Annotated in this window: 12 protein-coding genes; 3 read left to right on the top strand and 9 right to left on the bottom strand. The window is 33.9% G+C overall.

The features are described 5' to 3' along the window. Positions 1 to 254: 254 nt before the first annotated feature. A complete protein-coding gene (locus tag ACJJVP_RS17725) occupies positions 255 to 968 on the top strand; it encodes a prolyl oligopeptidase family serine peptidase (protein ID WP_405415884.1) in 714 nt (237 codons plus the stop codon). A gap of 12 nt (positions 969 to 980) precedes the next feature. Next, complete coding sequence (locus ACJJVP_RS17720) at positions 981 to 2,171, top strand: multiheme c-type cytochrome (protein ID WP_405415881.1); 1,191 nt, start codon at positions 981 to 983, stop codon at positions 2,169 to 2,171. A gap of 86 nt (positions 2,172 to 2,257) precedes the next feature. Here the strand turns inward: ACJJVP_RS17720 and ACJJVP_RS17715 are convergent, their stop codons facing one another. The 8 genes from ACJJVP_RS17715 to ACJJVP_RS17680 all read right to left on the bottom strand — a co-directional run bounded on the left by ACJJVP_RS17715 (position 2,258) and on the right by ACJJVP_RS17680 (position 19,534). Next, entirely contained in the window at positions 2,258 to 4,012 is a 1,755-nt protein-coding gene (locus tag ACJJVP_RS17715) for a RagB/SusD family nutrient uptake outer membrane protein (protein WP_405415878.1), read from the bottom strand. Positions 4,013 to 4,067: 55 nt separating this feature from the next. Continuing rightward, positions 4,068 to 7,358 (bottom strand): SusC/RagA family TonB-linked outer membrane protein, encoded by a 3,291-nt coding sequence (locus ACJJVP_RS17710; protein ID WP_405415876.1) that lies wholly within the window; start codon positions 7,356 to 7,358, stop codon positions 4,068 to 4,070. Positions 7,359 to 7,754: 396 nt separating this feature from the next. Further along, entirely contained in the window at positions 7,755 to 11,087 is a 3,333-nt protein-coding gene (locus tag ACJJVP_RS17705; RefSeq protein ID WP_405415874.1) for a VCBS repeat-containing protein, read from the bottom strand. A 168-nt stretch (positions 11,088 to 11,255) separates the two neighbouring features. Beyond that, positions 11,256 to 12,962 carry a RagB/SusD family nutrient uptake outer membrane protein gene (locus ACJJVP_RS17700; protein WP_405415872.1) on the bottom strand — a complete coding sequence of 569 codons (1,707 nt, stop codon included), beginning with the start codon at positions 12,960 to 12,962 and terminating at the stop codon, positions 11,256 to 11,258. A 5-nt stretch (positions 12,963 to 12,967) separates the two neighbouring features. Then, positions 12,968 to 16,186, bottom strand: coding sequence for a SusC/RagA family TonB-linked outer membrane protein (locus ACJJVP_RS17695; RefSeq protein ID WP_405415869.1), 3,219 nt, complete (start codon positions 16,184 to 16,186; stop codon positions 12,968 to 12,970). 399 nt (positions 16,187 to 16,585) lie between these two features. Continuing rightward, positions 16,586 to 17,773 carry a THUMP-like domain-containing protein gene (locus ACJJVP_RS17690; protein WP_405415868.1) on the bottom strand — a complete coding sequence of 396 codons (1,188 nt, stop codon included), beginning with the start codon at positions 17,771 to 17,773 and terminating at the stop codon, positions 16,586 to 16,588. A 6-nt stretch (positions 17,774 to 17,779) separates the two neighbouring features. Continuing rightward, on the bottom strand, positions 17,780 to 18,880 hold the full coding sequence (locus ACJJVP_RS17685; protein ID WP_405415866.1) for an AI-2E family transporter: 1,101 nt from the start codon (positions 18,878 to 18,880) through the stop codon (positions 17,780 to 17,782). 3 nt (positions 18,881 to 18,883) lie between these two features. Further along, positions 18,884 to 19,534, bottom strand: a complete 651-nt coding sequence (locus ACJJVP_RS17680) for a DUF4159 domain-containing protein (RefSeq protein ID WP_405415863.1) — start codon at positions 19,532 to 19,534, stop codon at positions 18,884 to 18,886. A 36-nt stretch (positions 19,535 to 19,570) separates the two neighbouring features. Here ACJJVP_RS17680 and ACJJVP_RS17675 point away from each other — a divergent pair, with 36 nt between their 5' ends. Then, positions 19,571 to 20,362 carry a DUF1223 domain-containing protein gene (locus tag ACJJVP_RS17675; RefSeq protein WP_405415860.1) on the top strand — a complete coding sequence of 264 codons (792 nt, stop codon included), beginning with the start codon at positions 19,571 to 19,573 and terminating at the stop codon, positions 20,360 to 20,362. Between the two features lie 2 nt (positions 20,363 to 20,364). Here ACJJVP_RS17675 and ACJJVP_RS17670 read toward each other — a convergent pair whose 3' ends face one another. Continuing rightward, complete coding sequence (locus ACJJVP_RS17670; protein WP_405415858.1) at positions 20,365 to 21,072, bottom strand: 16S rRNA (uracil(1498)-N(3))-methyltransferase; 708 nt, start codon at positions 21,070 to 21,072, stop codon at positions 20,365 to 20,367. Positions 21,073 to 21,086 lie beyond the last annotated feature (14 nt).

Genomic DNA, 21,086 nt, shown 5'->3' with positions numbered 1-21,086 from the left:
ACGAGAGCAAAGACTAAAAAGGAGATACATGTTGTATCTCCTTTTTTAGTTCATATAATTTATCATAGAAATGGTCAAAAGATATTGTTGGTCCAACAAACCTTAGTTGCCATTACTTTCTATTATTATGTAAATAATATAATAGTTCTTCAATTTTTTGCGTCTAACCGTGTAAAGTATAAAATAATCTCAAAATACTTTAACTTTATAAGAGTGTAATTTTAGGGTACATTTGATAGTAAATTTAGATATAGATGATAAAATCTGTTTTATATATTTTTTTATTGGTAATTATTCAAGGTTGTGCATCTCAAGAAAAACCTAATCTTATAGACTCTGAAATGCAAACTAATGTAAAAGAAAATCTTGCATATTATTTATATTATCCCGATGATTATGAAGAAACTGATAAAGAATATCCTATTTTATTATTTCTTCATGGCGGTGGTGAATCTGGTGACAGTTTGGTTACGGTAAAAAGAAATGGACCTCCGAAATTAATAGTTAAAGGTAAAAAGTTTCCTTTTTTGATACTAGCACCACAAAATCCGAATGCTAAGAAGTGGTGGAATACAAGGGCTGTTAAACAGTTATTAGATTCTATCGTTGATAATAATAGAATAAATAAACGAAAAATATATCTAACAGGTTTAAGCAGGGGAGGTGGTGCCGCATGGGAGCTAGCAGTGCAGTATCCAGATACTTTTGCAGCAATGGCAGTAGTTTGTGGTATGGCACCATTACCTTATGCTTCTTGGATCAACCGCGATATGCCTATATGGGTTTTTCATGGAGAACAAGATAAGTCTATACCTTTCTCAGAATCTGAAAATATGGTAGCTAAGTTACAAGAAATGGGATATGAGGTTATTTTTACAAGATACCCCAATGTAGGTCATAGCTCTTGGATAAAAGCCTACGAAACTGAAGCTTTATATGATTGGTTCATGCAGCAAGAATTAAAGTAACAATTGATTTAAATGAACAAGAAGAAAAATTTAAAGATTATTTTATCTATAGTTTTTGGATTACTCTTGTTGTATGTCATATTTTATTTAAAAAATTCAATTGAAGTTTCTGAATATTTGAATCCGGAAGTTTTAGCTACGCATTATAATAACCAAAATTTTGTTGCATCAGAAACTTGCTTAGAGTGTCATGAAGAAATTTATAATTCGCATTTAAAAACGGCTCATTATAATACTTCTCAACTTTCGGAATCGGAGTTTATAAAAGGTAGTTTTGAAAAAGGGTATAATGAATTGAATCTTAAAGGTGTTCAATTCAAAATGATTGAAGAGAACAATCAATTTTATCAATATTCGAAAGCTAAATTTGGAGATACCATAGCCATAAAATCGAAAATTGACCTTGTTATTGGGTCTGGTGTCAAAGGGCAAAGCTACCTTACATGGCGAGACGATGAATTATTACAATTACAAGTATCATATTTTCAACCAACAGGCTCTTGGGTGAATAGTCCTAATTTTCCAAATCATTTTACCAATAGAAAAGTAGATGATAACTGCTTAAAATGTCATGTAACATTTGCTACACACAATAATAATGATAACCAATATATTAAGGAAAAGATGTTATTGGGTGTCGATTGTCAACGTTGTCATGGTGCATTAGAAAAACATGTAAAATATCAAAGAGAAAACCCAAATGCTGAAAATGGAAGTTTTGTAGATACTTACAATGATTATTCAAGACAACAACGGCTAGATGCTTGTGCAGTTTGCCATTCGGGACTTCAGGCGCAACAACTAAAGGGTAATCCTTTTTCTTTTGTATCTGGAGATACATTAGCACTATATTCAAAAAATTATAAGAATTACAATATCAATTTGAAATTAGATGTTCATGGTAATCAAATTGGGCTTTTAAGTCAAAGCGAATGCTTTGTTAATTCTCCTCAAATGAATTGTGTTACCTGTCATGACCCTCATGTCAACCAGCGTGGTAATCTTGGTGTTTTTAATGCTAAATGTGTATCATGTCACAGTAAGAATATTGTTTTCAACGATACTGGGCATACACTTTCTCAGAACTGTATTAGTTGTCATATGCCGTTAGTTTCTTCTGAAGTTATGAAGCTTAAGTTAGAAGAGGAGATAAATGAAATTCCCGTGTATATACGAACACATCTAATAGGGGTTTATGAATAGTGCTATAATTGCTTTAAAAATATAGAGAGTGATTAAAAAAATAACCACTCTCTACACAACTAACAATTAACAATACTATCTAAATTTTAATATGCAGGATCCTGTGTTAGTGTAGGTTGCCCATCTACAGCTGATCTGTCGATTGCTTGACTTGGAATTGGGAAGTACTCGTTTTTTCCTGCAGTAAATGATTTACCTACTAAATAAGTTCTATGTTGAGATTCGCTAGCTAGGTAATTATTTAATGTTTCTGCGGCAATACCCCAACGCACCAAATCCCAATAGCGATGACCTTCCATTGCAAATTCAAGTCTGGTTTCAAATCTAACTGCATCTCTGGCTGTATCCTTATCAGACCATGCGGTGTCATATGTTGATATTTCATAGTTAGCGGCGGTTTCACCTTCAACGATAGTGTAATCATTTCGGTCAGTACCTTGAGTGGCCAGAGGTACAAAACCAATAGGATTTGCTGCTCTAGTTCTAATTTCATTGACTAGTTCGCGAGCTCTTTCTAAACTACCTACTTCAACTTCTGCTTCGGCCAACCACAAAAGAATCATGCTGTACCTCATGTACCGGTAATTATTTGCTGATAAATTTCCCCATCCACCAACACCATAACCTTCCGGTTCGGCAACATGTTTTTTGGAGAAGAAAGGACCTGCATAAGATAAATCTCGAACAAAATCAGTTTGATAAATTTTAAAGCCTTTGTAAAGTATACCTGGTCTACCTAAAGTATGATCAATTCTTGGGTCTAAAGTGGCAGTTTCTGCACTTGTGCCATCATCATTTGTGTCAATTGAAATATCTTGAGAATCAAAATTTTCGATTAAGGGTAACCCGTTCTCTGTTCTATAGGCGTTTACTAAGTTTTGAGAAACTTGATAAAAACCACAACAACCCCAAGGGTCGGTGTAAGGATGAGCAAGTCCCATACCTCTACTAGACGCTTGGTCTGCAGCACTACTTACAGCATATTGAATTTCAAAAATAGATTCTGGGTTATTTCTAGTAGCGACTAAAAAATTGTCTTCGAATTTTGCTGTAAGGCTGTATGTATTAGAATTTACTATTTCATCTAAAATTTCTTTTGCTTCGCCAAGTTTCGTTGTGTTTGGCACACCATTATCATCCCAACCTTGGTAAATTTTAGATTTGGCAAGAAAGGCTTTAGCGGCCCAACTTGTTGGTCTACCCACATCGCTTTGTGTTGTAGGTAAACTGGCTGCGGCGGCTTCAAAATCGGCTTCAATAAAAGGCCAAATTTCTATGTCATTAGGAACTTTCGTGCTTTCTACATCATCTAGAATATAATTCTCTTCGTTGATATATGGGGGCATTCTCCACATTTTACGAGCTTCCATATGAAATATACCTCTTAGAAAACGAGCTTCTGCAATTACTTGTGTTCTCTTTTCATCAGATAGTTCGTCTAGACTATTTGCAGCATTAATTGCATTATTTGCTCTAGCTACACCTTTAAACAAAGATCTCCACCTATTGGTGATATGTCCATTAAAAGATTGGAAATCATAAGCTTCTATAAAAGATTGTTCTGGTTGATCGCCAGCATCCGTTCCTTTTAAAGCATCATCGGATGCAATATTAAATGCCCAGTTCTCTACGGTTACATTCCAATCTGCTGTGTCATCTAATCCAGCACCATCGATCATTGCATAGGCTCCTAGTAATATTCCATCAAGACCATCTTCTGTTTCTAGGCTGTTAGTGGCAAATTGACCTTCTGGAGTTCGTGTTAAAAATTCATCGCTACACCCAACTATAAATGTGGTAATGCAGATAAATATTATGAGTATTAAGTTTTTTCTTTTCATCATTAAAATTTTAAATGTTTTGGTAAAACATAGCTATAAGAAGCTTATTTGTGTTTTAGTTTAGAGTTAATCTTAGACCTAACGTATATGTTCGAGAAACTGGCATATAGCCGCCATCGAACCCTAGGGTTGCGTCGTCTCTATTACCTGCTTGAATTTCTGGATTTAAGCCGGTGTATTTTGTCCAAGTAGCTAAATTTTGACCTTGTACGTAAATTTGACCTCTTGAAATACCTATTTTTTCCATTAAATCTGTTGGGAAAGTATAAGTTAACTGAACATTTTTTAACCTGAAATAACTTCCGTCTTCAATAAAATACGAAGAAGGTCTACTGCTGATCTGATCATTTGCATCCATAATAGGTACAGTTGCATTAGGGTTTGCCGCTACCCATTCACTAACGGGCGCAGATGGGTTGGCTGGTTGCCATGCATCATATAGGGCTCTTTGAGATCTATTACCTTGAAATGTGTTAAAATCTGAAAAATATCGAACGTAATTATATATATCGTTACCTTTTGATCCGTTGCCAAAAATGTTTAAAGCTAAATTTTTGTAACTAAAATCTAAATTAACTCCATATGTGAAATCTGGATGCGGACTACCGATAATGGTTCTGTCATCATCATTAATTTCTCCATCATTGTTAACATCTGTGATTTTTAATTTACCAGGAGCATTATAGCTACCATAAGTAGGCCATGCATCCGCTTCCGCTTGTGTTTGAAAAATACCTTCTGTTTGAAAACCGTAGAAAGAAGAAATAGGTTCTCCAACTTGGGTAATTGTTAAAGAGGGTACTCTCGAGGCATCTCCAAATAATATGGTACCATCATCAGTTTCACTTAATCTGTTGACTTCGTTTTTGTAAGCAGAAAGATTGAAGCTTACACCATACCCCCAATCTCCTTTTTTATCATCCCAAGATAATTGCAGGTCTACCCCTTTGTTGGTCATTTCACCAACGTTAAAGAAAGGCGCTTGCGCATCACCTGCCGTATAGGTTATTTGCCTTCTAAACAACATGTCAGTTGTTATTCTATCCCATAGATCCAATCCTAAATTAAATCTATTACCGAACATTGATAAGTCGATGCCTATATTATTAGAAGTTGTTGTTTCCCATTTTGCATCGGGGTTTCCATAGCTTTGAACGTCAAAGCCTAAAGTTGGAGCGCCGGTTGCACCGTCAATAGGATAGCCCGCATTGAAAATATTGGATCGGTATGTCGTGTAAGAGTTATAATCTCCAATTTCTTGGTTACCTGTTTTACCCCAACCATAACGAATTTTTAATTCATTAATTGATTCAATATTATCCATAAATTTTTCATCAGAAACCCTCCAACCTAAACTATATGCAGGGAAGATTGCACTTCTTGAAGCAGATTGAAATCTGGATGATGCATCGTTTCTTAAAATGAATTGTGCCAAATATTTACCATCATAGTTGTAATTTAGTTTTCCGAATTCTGAGAATAAGGTATAATCTGTAAAAGCGAATCCGTAATTACTGGCTGTGGTAGCATCACCTAAATCTAAATAGCGTTGAATATCCAAGGTTTCAAATGCATAACCATTTCTACTAGCACCAAATTCTTCACCATAAGCCTCAATACCTTCTACACCTACATATGCGTCAAAATTATGTACTTCATTCCAAGTTTTAGAATAGGTTAAAACCGTATTCCATTGCCATTGATATTCATAGCTATTGGTTGAGGTTGATCCACTTATAAAATTACCTTCTACATATTCAGGGTTTTGTCTGCTTAGGTATCTACCTCTCTCCCCAGTTGCATCTACCCCAAAACTAGTTTTTACTTGCAAGTCATCTGTAAGATCATAAGAAGCAAACACGTTACCGAATACCCTTAAACGATATGTTCTATTATCTTGTTCTCTGAACAAAGTTGCATACGGGTTAAAGTTATTGCCCAAGTTGGCACCTCTACTACCGGCAAAATTACCTGCAATATCATAAATAGGTAATAGGGGATGATGTTTGTAAGAACCAGATACGGCATTTTGTTCTTCATCATTTCCAAAGCCACCTTTTCTATTGTCAAAATTAACCGTTAAGTTTTCGCCAATGGTCAATTTTTTATCCAAAGCTTTAAATTCTGTATTAGCTCTGATAGAGGTTCTATTGTAGCCTACAAATTTAGTTATCGCATCTTGAGCAAAATAGCCTAATGTAAAAGCATATCTTGCATTTTCAGTTGCACCAGATGCGGATATTTGATGATTCAAAATTGGCGCTGTTCTTGTTACTTCTTTCCACCAATTTGTATCGGCCGAGCGTACAATGGCATAAATATTACCTTCTTCTAATGAGTATAATTCAGGATTAGTACCTGGGTCACCTTCATTCGCACCACTTGGAAAAACATAATCGGGAATACCAATTTCTCCATTTGCACCAAATGTATATTGCCCATGGCTAGGGGTTTTTCCTGCATATAAATCTGCTAAATATAGATATTCACCTAATTCAGCAGCATTTAATGCTTCAACTTCTCCAAGTCCGGATTGTAAACCATAATATGTGTCATATGTTATTACGGGTTTACCTAGTTTTCCTTTTTTAGTAGTAATTATAATTACTCCGTTAGCAGCCCTTGAGCCGTATATCGATGCGGCAGATGCGTCTTTTAGTACTTGTAATGATTCAATATCATTAGGATTTAGGTTTGCTTGCGATCTTGATGGTACCCCATCAATAACATAAAGTGGATCATTGTTACCAATTGTACCAAAACCTCTAATTCTAACAGTAGCCTCACCGCCTGGTGTGGCATCGTTTACAATACCTATACCGGCAGCTCTACCTTGTAATTGTTGGGCAAAAGTAGTTGCGGGAACAGCGTTAAGTTCCTCCACATCTACAGTGGAAACAGAGCCGGTAACATCTCTTTTAGATTGAGAGCCATAACCCGTTACAACTACTTCATCTAATGCCGCAGCATCTTCATTTAGAGTTACTGAAATAGGCGATGAACTAGCTGAAATTTCAACAGTTTTGAAACCAACATAGCTTACAACTAAAGTTGAAGTAGGTGTTACATTAATACTAAAATTACCGTCAAAATCTGTTTGAGTTCCATTAGTAGTACCCTTTTCTACAATGCTGGCCCCAGGTAAAGGAGTGCCTAAATCATCTAGAACTGTACCTGTAACAGTAGTTTGAACCGTTGTGGGTAGGCTAGTTGTGACCTCATTCGTTTTTTCACTTGCTCTAATGCCTTGGAGGCTAATAGAAGCTAAAATCAGTAGAAATCCGGTTTTTAAGACAAATCTTTTCTCCTTGGATTTTACAGATTTAAAATCTAGTTTTTTTTTCATAATAAGTTGTTGTTGTTAAGTGATTGAATTATTGTTAATTCTTAATGTGTGTTAATAATTAACAATATTTTCATAATATTAGTTAAATAATAACAAAATAACCAATAATTGAACGTTATTATTATGAATTTACTTTAAGCTGTATTGTGATGTTATTGATGGGTTTGTAGGTGTTGTCTGTCGATTATTAGAAGTAATAACTGTATTGTAAATATCTTGATTACAAAGAAAAATATCAGTGAAAGTTGTTGTAGAAATAATTATTAGTCAAATTGTTGAAGTATAAGTACAGTATTTATTATTTCTACATAGAATATTGACCAAATTTAAACGTTTGATTATGGCTATATTTCATAGATGAAATATAGCTTTGGTTAAAATAAAATAGTATAAGATTTAGTTCTTCTGATACACTTGAACAGAATCTCTATTTTGAGTGACTATATAATATGGCTGGTCTTTTTTATTGCTATTGACCTTTAAAATACTTTTAGAATCCCCCGGTACTAAAAAGCCACTTTCGGTGGTAGAGATGGTGTTGAAATTTCCTTTGCCGTCATTGACTATCAATAGCCCATTAAGAGCGTCATGCCGACCAACAAAAACTTCATTGCCAAAATCATTTCCGACTAATAATATATCGTCATTGCTGTCGCTATTAAAGTCCGCGATTTCCATACTGTTAAGTGTTGAATACTGTGCTTCAATTGGCAATTCTTTATAATTAAATTTTCCGTCACCTAAATTTTCAAGGTAAATACTACGGTCAAAATTTGCTGTTAATATATTGACTTCTGATAATTCTTCTTCTGTGAACAATGAAGATTGTGTAGTTTTTGCATATTCTTTATACAGATTAAATTTTGTGCGAAATAACGGACTTTGACCAAATAGATCACCGCCAAAATTTACGGGTGCAGAGATATATGTTGTGTCATCATAATTTTGTCTTAAATAAGAAAAGCCAACTGGGTCAATTGTACCATTATTGTCAAAATCTTTATAAAGTATATTTACAGGTCTTTCCTTGTTCGCTTGAAAGTTATTGTTCCTTCCTAAATTACCAACTATAAAGTCAATATCACCATCCTTATCGAAGTCAGTAGCCTTAATACTTTGCCACCACCCTAATAGACTGTCAACCCCTGTTTCTTCAAGTTTTTTGAATCCTATTTCTTCATTGATAAAGATGGTAATTGGCATATATTCTCCAATTACAATTAAATCAAGTTTGTCGTCATTATTTATATCTTCCCATACGGCATCATTTAACATACCTATCTTTCTTAATTCAGGAGCTAAAGACTTGGTAACGTCTTTTAAAGTTCCATTTTCATTAATTAAAAGGAAACTATTTTCTGCAATTGGAAATTGAGCAAATGGAGTACGGCCACCAATAAATAGATCTGTATAACCATCATTATTGAAATCACCAGCAACGACAATTGAACCACTAGCTTGAATGATTGGCATGTTATTATGGCTCAATTCAAAATCACCTTCTCCATTATTAATCATTAGTCTATCAGTGTAAAACTCTTTACCTTTCATAAACTCGTTACTTCCTGAAACAAGGTACAGATCTAAATCACCATCATTATCTAAATCGAACAAAACCATGCTTTCTTCTTCAAAAGTCTTATCGTATTCATCCGTAAATAATGGTTCATCAGAAAAATTACCTGATTTATCTTGAGTAAATATTATAGGAGATAAGCCAGATGAGCTTCCTATGATAAAATCTTCAAATCCGTCACCATTTATGTCCCCTTTGGTAAGGCATGGTCCGTTTTGAGTTAATTTTTTAGGTAAAATTCTCTGAACATTAAAATCGACCATGTCTTGTTCTTCATGTTCATATATAACTCCGATAGAGTTGGAAACTTCCTTGAATATTGGTGAATATTCTTTTATTACTAGAGGAAATTCTAGGTAATTTTCATTTACGTCAGTAGCATTTTTATAGTCTAATGAAATTGTGGTGTCTATGTCGATTTGATTTAATTTTTGGTATTTACCATCAGGCCATACTATTTCTAAAGATTTTACGTCGGTATTGTTATATAGCCCAAAATGTATTATATCATCTACAGAAGACATATAGCCTCTTGTAAGATATTGTTCATGATATTGAAATTCATTTTTGATAGTTCTTAATGCTATCTTAGAGCCAATTCCGATTTTATTATCTTCAGGTCCAATTAACTTAATCTTTATAAAATGTGAGTTTATGTTTTCGGTGTCGTTAGTGTTGTTTTTAAAAAAAAAGGCCTCGTCGTTAATATTGTTAACCACATAATCCAAATCTCCATCATTGTCAAAATCACAGTAAGCTGCACCATTTGAAAATGACGGAATATCAAGACCCCATTTATTACTTGAATCATTAAAAGTTCCTTTTTTAGAATTATGAAAGGAGTAGTTAGGAATTTTAACTACAGGTATGGAATCTAAAATTTGTTTTGGACTTAAAAAGCGCCGTACATTAAAATTGAATTCACCAAAATCTAAATCTGTAATATCCCTAGGGAAACCATTAGTGATAAATAAATCCTTATATCCATCATTATCTGCATCAAAAAATAGCGGAGACCAGCTCCAATCTGTTTTGGAAACTCCGGCTAAAAGACCGATTTCACTAAAAGGTACGTTATGACCTTGACCTACTTGAAGCATATTACGCATATACTGGTGACTGTATCCATACCTTTTGTTCATGACATAGTCATTGTATTTTGTGTCTCTTATAGTAGTTTTTAATCTGTAATTGGTTTCTCCTAACATATCTAATGTGATAATGTCTAAATATCCATCATTATTGAAATCAGAAATATCATTACCCATAGAAAACTTACTTTGATGTTTTATTTGGTCATCAATGTTGTTAGAAAAAGTTCCATTTTGGTTGTTGGTGTAGAGAATATCATTTGTTAGGTAGTCATTACTAATATAAATATCTGACCAACCATCATTGTTAATATCTGCAACGGCTATGCCTAAACCGTAGCCTTCTATAGTAATACCAGCTTCAATGGTTACATCTGTAAATGTGTTGTTCCCATTATTATGATATAAACGGTCATTACTTAAAGCTGTACCGTCTGTAATTTTTTTTCTATAATTAGATGGTAGTACATGGACGTCAACATTGTTTAAGACGTAAAGATCTAAAAAACCATCTTTGTCATAATCAAAGAATGTTGCATTCATACTATTGCCAATATCTGCTATTCCATAATCTTGAGCTAATTCTTTAAAAATCGGTATACCATTTTCATCTAATCCTTGATTAACAAAGAGCATGTTTGCTTTACTTTGCTTAGAGGAATACATAGCGGCACATATATATATATCTAAAAACCCATCATTATTTATATCAACAATAGCTACACCTGTTTTCCATTTGTTTGTTGCGGATGTGCCACTAATTTCAGTTACATCATCGAATTTTAAATCTCCTTTATTCAAATAAAGCTTGTTGCTAACTTGATTTCCTGTAAAAAACAAATCAGGTTTTTCATCATTGTTAAAATCACCTATGGCAACACCGCCACCATTAAAAATATATTCACTGGTTAGGATATTGAAGCTATCTGTCTCTACTATTTTATTATTAAAAGTAATACCTGTGTAATCAGAATTAATTTTGGAAAAAAGTTTAGTATCTGTTTTGCTACACGAAGAAAGTGTTATTAAAACTAGTAATATAATTGACAAAATATTTTTCATGCTGATAGGGAAGAGGGGTATATGAAAATTTTATAGTTGTTGTAAATATGGTCTATAAAATATAAATTGATTTGTTGAGTTTAGTCAGCTTAAAGATAATAAAAAAGAGGCTGTTTCATGAAACAGCCTCTCTTCTTTATAATAGCAATAGATGAATATAAAATTTAATTAATATCCAGGATTTTGAGTTAAAATTCCACCACTACCATCAATAGCATTAATTGGAATAGGGAATAAGTCGAATGTTTCTGTGTATGTTCTGAACTTAGAAGCATAACCAGAATCATAAAAATCTTCTCCTTCGTTGGCGATGTATGTATTAATCACCTCGGTAGCAACACCCCATCTTCTTAAATCAAATAAACGATGACCTTCCATACCAAACTCTAAGCGACGCTCAAAGCGCACTGCTTTTCTAGCAAAATCTTGACCTGCAAATGTACCATATGGTTCGATTACATAATTTGCAGCAGCATCATCTCCAGCTTCATTTTGCACATAAGTCATATTTTTTGCTCTGTTTCTAACAAGATTAACATATTCAAGAGCTATAGTAAGATCCGGACTGGTTTTTTCAACTGCAGCTTCGGCAGCCATTAAAAGTACATCTGCGTAACGCATAACATTATAGTTAATACCAGACCAATCAGATCCCCAACCACCGGTACCACGGTTGTCATCAACTTCGTCTGCTTGATACACATTTTTCTTTGGTAAGTAAGGTCCGGATATATCTGTAAAGGTAGCTCTAATCCATTCTTTACCTGGGTTTATGCCAAAACCGTTATAGTCTATACCTCTTCTAGAAACGGTATAATCTAATCTTGGGTCTAGAGGACCTGTATGTGGGGTAAAAGCTTCAGCGCTTTCAATACCATAATCATTAGTAACATCAGTATCAGCAAAAGTGTCTAACAAAGGAAGACCAGTAGTTTCATCTGTTTGATATGCATTTACTAAATCTTGTGTTGGTTGGTAAAAACCACAACAGGTTTCTAAGGGTCCACCACCAGGGAAGTTTAATGTACCAGCACCGTTACCATTATAAGATTGTCCATCATCAGAAACAAACTGAATAGCAAACATTGATTCAGAGCTATTTTCTCCCGCAAAATTAAAGTTGTTTACATATTCTGCATTTAAAGAATAAGGACCAGTGGTAACAACTTCATTTAACAATTCAAAAGCTTCATCCCATTTTTCTTGATACAAATAAGCTTTGCCTAAAAATGCTTTTGCAATCCAAGAATTTGCTCTTCCTGTTACAACTTCAGAATCTAAGTTATCGATAGCAGTTTGAAAATCAGCCTCAATTTCAGTCCAAAGTGGACCAGGGTTTGGTTGGTTGAATTCAAGATTATCTAAATTTTCAACAGAGATAAAAGATGGGTTTCCATAAAATTTCTGTAATTCAAAATTATAATAACCTCTAAGAAATGATGCTTCTCCTAGTTCTTGAGAAAAATCACCATCTGGTATTTGTTGAATTAGTGATAGTACTGCGTTGGCACTATTTACACCACCGTAAAGTGCACTCCATCGTCCAAGAAACCAGCCGCTACCGGTTTGCCAATCTAAAGTTTCAACTTGAAATAGCTCTGTGTTATCCCCATCGGTACTTCCTCTGTGAGCATCATCAGAAACGACATCTGTCCACCAGTTATCTCCTCCGGCGGCAGTTCCTTCACCTAATCGGTCAATACGTTCTCCATCCATTGCCGAATAGGCCGCAGTTAACTTCAAGGCTACCCCTGTTGCGTTTTGCAGGGCATCGTCAGAGAGGGCTCCTGTTGGAGCAATGTCAGTAAAGTCATCACTACAGGCACCTAACATTATGCATGTAAGTGTTATTGAATAAATTATATTTTTCTTCATTTTTTTTAAAATTTTAAGTTAACACCTAATGAATAAATTGAGGCTGTAGGGTAGTTGTTATCTGCTACACCTATAGTGAAATTATCAATGGATCCATTATCATTATACCTTGGTTGTAATTCTGGGTCGATACCATCATATCCTGTAATAGTGAATAGGTTGGTTCCTTGAAGGTAAAATCTAACACTATCCATTCCTAATAAACCTGATACTTTATCATCGAAAGTATAACCAATTTGAAGATTTTTCATACGCATGTAAGAACCATCTTCTACAAAGAAAGAGTTTGCTGAGCCTTCATTATTTGTAATACTTTGGCTAAGAGCTGGTAAAGTTGCATCAAGATTATCTGGCGTCCACGAATCTAAAACTCGAACACTTCTATTTGCATTGAAGAATGTTGGCAGATCTGTGTAAACCTTATCGTTATTGAAAATATCATTTCCTTGAGACCCTTGGAAGAATGCTGACATATCAAAACCTTTATATGCCATTGTTAAATTTAAACCATAAGTGAAATCTGGGTGAGGAGACCCAATAAATGTTCTGTCCTCATCATTTATAACGTCATCACCATTTAAATCACTGTACTTAAACCTTCCAACGCCATCTGCTGCACTCGTAAAACCTTGATCAGCACTTGCGTTTACTTCAGCTTCAGAAGCAAAAATGCCTTCAACAACTCTACCATAAAAAGATGAAATAGGTTGTCCTTCTTGAGTTCTTGTAACAGCACCGGTAGTTCTAAAACTTTCATACCCTACTTGAAAAGTGCTAATTAAATCAATAACCTCATTTTTATAACTAGAGAAATTAACATCGATACCGTATCTAAAACCTGATTTTAATTCATCAGCAAAGCTAAGACTCGCATCAATACCTTTGTTTTGGATAGAACCAAGATTTACATATGGAGCATTTGCAGCAATTGAAGTACTACTGAATGCACTATTGTCTTGACTAATTAAGTCTTGAGTTTTGATTATAAAATATTCAGCCTCAAGGTTTAATTTGTTGTCAAAGAAACCAAGCTCTAAACCGAAGTTGGTAGTTTCACTAGTTTCCCATTTTAAGTTTTCATTACCTACTGATTCTAAAAGAGCTCCCTGTGTAACACTACCACTACCGTTAAAGCCATAATTAGCATATTGTTCACTTAAAACAGAAATATTGTAAGTAGGGTTATCTACCGGAAGAGATTGGTTACCTAATTGGCCCCATGACCCTTTAAACTTTAATCTACTCATTATAGCGTCATCTGGCCAAAAGTTTTCGTTACTAGCAACCCAGCCTGCACTGAAAGAAGGAAATATATCACTTTGATTGTCTCCTAAAAATCTAGAAGATCTATCTTGACGAACAGTAGCTGTTAGTAAATACTTGCCGTTATAGCTATAGTTTGCCGTTCCAAAAACAGAAAATAAGGAAGAGGCATTGTCATATGCATAGGCTACATTAGCTGCACCACCACCATTTTCTAATAAATAATACTCAGGAGTTTCAAAGAAAAAATCTGTTCTAGAAATTTCCTTTCCTTTTCCTGTTACATTTAATGCTTCTATACCTACTAATGCATTAATGTTGTGATCACCAAAAGATTTGTTGTAACTTAAAGTGTTATTCCAAACCCATTCATATGTATCTTGATCTGCTTCAGTAAGTGTATTGGTCGCTATCGGTTCAGATGATTCAGGATTCAAAGCATTAAAACGTCTATCATTATAAGCTTTAATAGAACCACCGATAGAAGTTTTGAATTGTAAGCCATCTGCAATATCAAGAGTAGCATAAATATCACCAAAAACCCTTAGTGTTTTTTCGAAATCATCAGCTTGTCTTGTAGCCTGTGCAACTGGATTGTTCGGGTTTGAAAGTCCTGTGTCATTACTGTAATTACCAGCGAAGGCGCCATCATTATCATAAACAGGAACTAACGGGGACATTCTTGTAGCCATGTTGTACCAAGACTGACCACCACTCTTTCTTGAGAAAGAAATGTTGGTATGTTCTCCTACTTTAATTCTATCCCCAATTTTAAATTCAGAATTTAATCTAGTAGATCCTCTTTTATACCCAGTGTGAATTTGAATACCATCACGATTTAAATAACTGGCTGAAAACAAAAACTTAGATTTTTCATTACCATTTTCAAGAGTTATAGAAGCATTTTGTGTAACTGCTGTTCTGTAGATTTCATCTAACCAGTCAGTTCCGCCATTAGGCTTTACCGTTGCGGTAATACCATCTGGAGTTCTTTGTAAAACTGTTGGTACGACAGGGTTAACACCGTCACCGTATTGTGCATGAGAAGGTGTACCTCCATCATTTAAGATGCTTTGCCAAATCATTTCTCCATGTTGTTCGGTGTTTAACAATTCCGGTAAATTTGTAGCTGTAGAGAATCCGGTGTATGTATCAACTGAAATACGTGCAGTATCCATATTATAACCGCCACCTTTAGTAGTTATAATAACAACCCCGTTAGATGCTCTTGCTCCATATATAGCTGCAGCACCATCTTTAAGAACGTTCATCTGAGCGATATCAGCAGGATTTATAGTATTTAGTATACTGGCATCGTCCGTTTGTACACCGTCAATAATATAAAGTGGATCATTGCTGTTACCTGTACCGTAACCTCTTATTCTTACAACCGGAGAAGATCCAGGTGAACCATTGTTGGTTATTGTAACACCAGAAACTCTACCTTGTAATGCTTCTGCAGCATTAACAATTGGAGCTTTGGTTGCTTCAGAAATATCTACACTGCCTACAGATCCTGTCAAATCGCCTCTAGTTTGTGTTGAATATCCAGTAACGATAACTTCGTCAAGTGCAGCAGCATCTTCAGCTAAAGTCGCATCAACGGTAGATTGCCCATTAACGGCTACTTCTGTGCTTTTAAACCCTATGTAACTAAAGACTAATGTTGCCCCATCAGATACATTTAAGGTATAATTTCCATCAAAATCTGTTTGTGTACCATTAGTTGTACCTTTTTCTATGACATTGGCACCTGGCAATGGTTGTCCCGTTTCATCAAGAACTGTTCCTGTAATGGTTGATTGAAGTGTTTTTACCTCAATTTCGTTCGAAGTACTTGTGTTTTCATTTGCTTGAGCCAATTGTGCACTTAAGCAAACAATCATTGACAAAATTCCAGATTTAAAAAAGGAAGACCTTTTTCTGGATTTCATCAACGTGTAATCACGTTTTAGATTCATAATCGTTGTTTGTTAGTTTAAATTAATTGTGTGGAAATTGACCTTTTAAAATTTACAGTTGCAGTCGTTAAATGTTAAAAAAATCAAAATCCGGTATAATAATAGCAATTTTAGTTCAAATACATATAATTATCGTGCGTTAAATTATCAGCTATTAAAAATTGAAATGCCTTGTTGTTATTGTTATAATCTGTATAAATAGCCCTAATTATTACATTATCAATAATTTAGCTATGTTAAAATTTCGAGATTATTAAGTTAAAATTTTAACAAATTTATACAGATTTATAGATTAAAAATACGTTAAAAAGTAATTTTCAGGGATAAATGTTTGAGGACCAAACTATCAAGGAAATAGTTGATTCGAAGTATTTTTAAAAATCTAATTGTTAGATTTTTTTAATTTTTAAAAATTTGAAAACAAGAAATTATAATTAAGTTTTCATCAATGTTTGTGGTGCAAAAAAGATAGTTCTTGCCGCCATCTTGAATGCTCAATTTCTTTCTGACCTTAGAAACAGAATCTGGAAAATTTCTAACAGATACATTGGCATGGGTGATACTTTCTTTTTTAAATGACTTTTTAGAATAATCATGTATCTTAATTACCTTGAAAATTCTACCAGGAAACTCAATTAATTGATCTGAAGTATAAAGATGTGAATTAGGGTGTATTTTGTTTAAATTGTAAAATTCACTTAAAAACTGAAATGAACCAGATTTTAGTATGGCGGCATTAGGTTCGTAAATGTAAGCTAGAGGTAAAGAGTAAGTTGGTTTTGCTTTTTGCTCGTCACAAAGTCGAAATTTAAATTTCTGTATGTTGTTTGTTTTGAAATTGACGGTTTTTATGACTGGTTCTTCATTAAAACCTTTTCGAATTAGCCAAAGCACTTCTTTAACATCATTATTTATAGCTACAATATGAATTTCTTCTACATGTTTCAATTCTCTTAACCCGTTTTTTAAATCTAACAACGGACCTGTTTTTATAAGAATGTTTACTGTTTTTAATAATAGAGAAGATAATTGTGCCGTCACATCGGGTTCGCAGTCAGATAGGTAATAAACTTTCTTATTATCTTTATCTCTTCTAGACGGATCGATATATAAACAATCAAAGGTGTTGGTGGTGATTTCTAAATAAGATATACCGTCTGTTGAAATGCATTCTATGTTATTTACGCCTAACTGTTTATAATTGTAATTCGCAATTTTAGAGAGTTCTTCGCTTTTTTCAATGTGTATTACTTGCTTGAATTTTTTTGAAAATGCGTAGGAGTCTACGCCGAAACCTGCGGTAACATCAACAATCATATTACCTTTAAACAGAGATGCTTTATAATCGGCAGTTATTTCTGAAGATGTTTGTGAAAGATTTAATTTGTTAGGGTAGTAGATGTTTTTGGAGTTAAACCATGTTGGTAGTTTTGTTTTTGATTTTATTTTAGATTCAATTTGTTCAACTAACTCTTTTGAAGTTACGCCCTCAAATTTAGACTTAGACAAAAGAATTTTGTGAATGTCAGTTGCTAGATTGTCTTTTATAAACTGCTGTACATCACTTTTTAATATATCATCATTCACAACGGTCTAGAGATTATGAGTCAAAGATTTCACAATTTGATTGTCAGATAGAAATTCTTTAAGTATTACTTTAATGGCAGTGTAGCCGGGTACAGCAACTATCATACCTACGACACCGAATAACAGCCCGGCAATTATAATAACCAAGAAAATTTCTAAAGGGTGAGATTTAACACTGTTGGAGAATATGAAAGGTTGTGAGAAAAAATTATCTACTAACTGCCCGATTAAAAGCCCTAAAAAAACATAACCTGTTTTAGGGAGTATTACTTCACTAAAATCTGAGCCTAAATTACTGGTCATGGTCAATGTTAACATGATTACGCCACCTATTATAGGGCCAATGTAAGGTATGATGTTGAACAGTGCGCATAAAAATGCAATGACAACAGCATTCTCTATTCCAACAATTAATAACACTATAGTATAAATAACGAATAGAATGAATATTTGAAGTAATAGACCAACAAAATATCTAGACAGTAAACCATTAATTTTACCTATGGAATTGGTGGTGCCCTGTTTTTTAGTTTTAGGTATAAATATTAGCAAACCATGTTCGAATAATTTACTGTCTTTTAAAAAGAAAAAAGAAATGAATAGAACTGAAAACAACCCGATGCTGGCAGTACTTAAAACATTTAAAAAAGAATTTAAAAAATTAGGAATAAACCCAATATCTAACCCTTGCAGTATATTTTTTTCTAAACCGCTGTCATCAATAACATCTTCTACTATGTGTGAGGAAACACCTAAATGGTTTGTTATTTGATGATATAATGTATTCAAGCTTTTTTGCAATTCATCTATATCAAGTAATGATAAATTTTTTCCTTGTTCTGATAATAAGGGAATAAATAGTGCTACAATACCTGCCAATAAACCGACCATAAAAAACATAGTAATAATTACAGCCAATATATTGGGTAATTTTAATCGATGCCTGAAAAAACGAACAATTGGACTTCCGATTAAAGCAACTACAGCGGCAATGGCTAAGTACGCTAGAACCGATTGTATGATGTAAAGAAAGTAAAGTACCAAAACAATACCTACTAAAACTCCTATAGCTCTTAATATGCCTTGTGAGATGGTTTTTGATGTCATTGATTAATTTTTAAAAGCATAGGATATAATATTGGCGCCCATTTGTAGTGCTTTTTTTCTCACTTCTACCGGGTCATTATGCACTGTAGGGTCTTCCCATCCATCACCTAGATCTGACTCAGAGGTAAATAATAAAACAATTCTATCATTATTTGAAATTGCAAATGCTTGTGGGCGCTGCCCATCATGCTCATGAATTTTTGGCAATCCTTTAGGGAAAGGATAAGTGTTTGAGAATATTGAATGATCGGCTCCTAGTTCTTCTAGTGGTTTATTAGGGAAAAGTCTTTTGATTTCTCTGGTGATATACGGTTTCATACCATAATTATCATCTATATGTAAAAATCCACCTGAGAGTAAATAAGTTCTTAAGTTTTCTAATTCTTCATTTGAAAAAACCACATTACCATGACCTGTCATGTGTAGAAAAGGATATTGAAATATAGAGCTGCTGCCAACTTCAACGGTTTCTGGTTTATTTTTTATGGTTGTTTCGATATTATTATTACAGAACTTAATTAAGTTTGGTAGTGCTGTAGGGTTGGCATACCAGTCGCCACCACCTTGGTATTTTAGAATAGCTATTTCTTGCGAGAAAGCTGGTAAGCACCACGACGAGATTGTAAATACAAGAAATAATGTAAGTTTTCTCATTTTATTGCGAATAATATACTATCTAATTTCAATACTATGTTTACAAAGAAACTCATTTTAATCATGTTTTTAGGCATATCACTTTTGTTCATGTCCTTTATAAATTCTGAACCAAGTAAAGATAATAAAGTTGACATTGCTATTTCTTCAAATACTTTAGAAAGTACAGATAATGGTATAGTTGTTCTGGAACTATTTACATCTCAAGGTTGTTCTAGTTGCCCTCCTGCAGATGTATTATTGGAAAAGTTTAAAAATGAGTACCCGGAAAATGTTTTTGTACTAAGCTATCATGTGGATTATTGGGACTATATCGGTTGGGCAGATCCGTTTAGTAATGAAAACTTCACCGTCAAACAAAGTAAATATAATTGGAAGCTTGGGTATAGGGGTAATTACACTCCAGAATTAGTAGTGAACGGAAAGGAGCATTTGGTAGGTTCAAATAGAGTTAAAGTTGAAGGCGCTATAAAAAAATATGCAGCAAAGGGCTCGTCTAATCGCTTGATGTCTCAACAATTGGATAGAGAAGCTGGCAAAGTGAATTTTATTTACAAAATAAAAGGAGCTACAGAAGGTAAGATAATACGCGCCGTTTTATTATTGAACGAAAGAATTACAGAGGTAAAAAGAGGAGAAAATAGGTATAGAACATTGAAAAATTCAAATATTGTTGTGGCTGAGAAATACTTAGAGCCTAATGGTAATTCAATAGTTGGATCTATTACTATTCCAAAGATTGTCAAGAAAGATGAAAAGCTTATTTTAATGTTGCTGATAGAAAATGATAATGCTGATATTACAGGAGCTGTTAAAGAATCGATTTAGTATTATCCGTTATTGATTGTAGCGATAATCGTACAGGCTACAATTGCCGCAGTTTCTGTTCTTAATCTTGTTTTGCCCATGGCAACTGGTGCATAGCCTTTTTGTATGGCATATTTTATTTCTTCTGGAGAAAAATCACCTTCAGGACCAATTAATATGGTTACATCTTTATCTGCAGCGACCCTTCTTTTTAGCTCATGACGCTCAGTATCTTCACAATGTGCAATAAATTGAAGTTCAGATGTAGGTTTGTCTAAAAACTCAGAGATACTAATAGGTTCATTTAATTTGGGTAAATAGGTTTGTAGAGATTGTTTCATAGCAGACTCTAATACACGTTGCATTCGCTCAAGTTTTATAACTTTTCGTTCAGATCTATTACAAATTATTGGTGTTATTTCATCAATACCTATTTCGGTAGCTTTTTCTAAAAACCACTCAAAACGATCATTCATTTTTGTTGGTGCAACAGCTATATGTAGCCGATGAGATTTTGGATATGTTTTTTTAGAAGATATAAGTTCAACTTCACATTTTTTAATGTCGTGGTTAATTATTTTGCCCTCAAATAAGTAACCACTTCCGTTGGTAATCCATAATTCATCACCATTGGTTTTTCTTAAAACCTTAACGATATGCTTACTTTCATTACTGTCGAAAGTGAAAGTAGTGTCAATGTCTTTAATATCAGGATTGTAAAATAATTGCATGTTATTTATTTAGT

It is taken from the genome of Maribacter sp. Asnod1-A12 (assembly GCF_045063735.1).
In the GTDB taxonomy this organism is placed as follows: Bacteria; Bacteroidota; Bacteroidia; order Flavobacteriales; family Flavobacteriaceae; genus Maribacter.
This window is presented reverse-complemented; position numbering and strand designations above follow the sequence as displayed.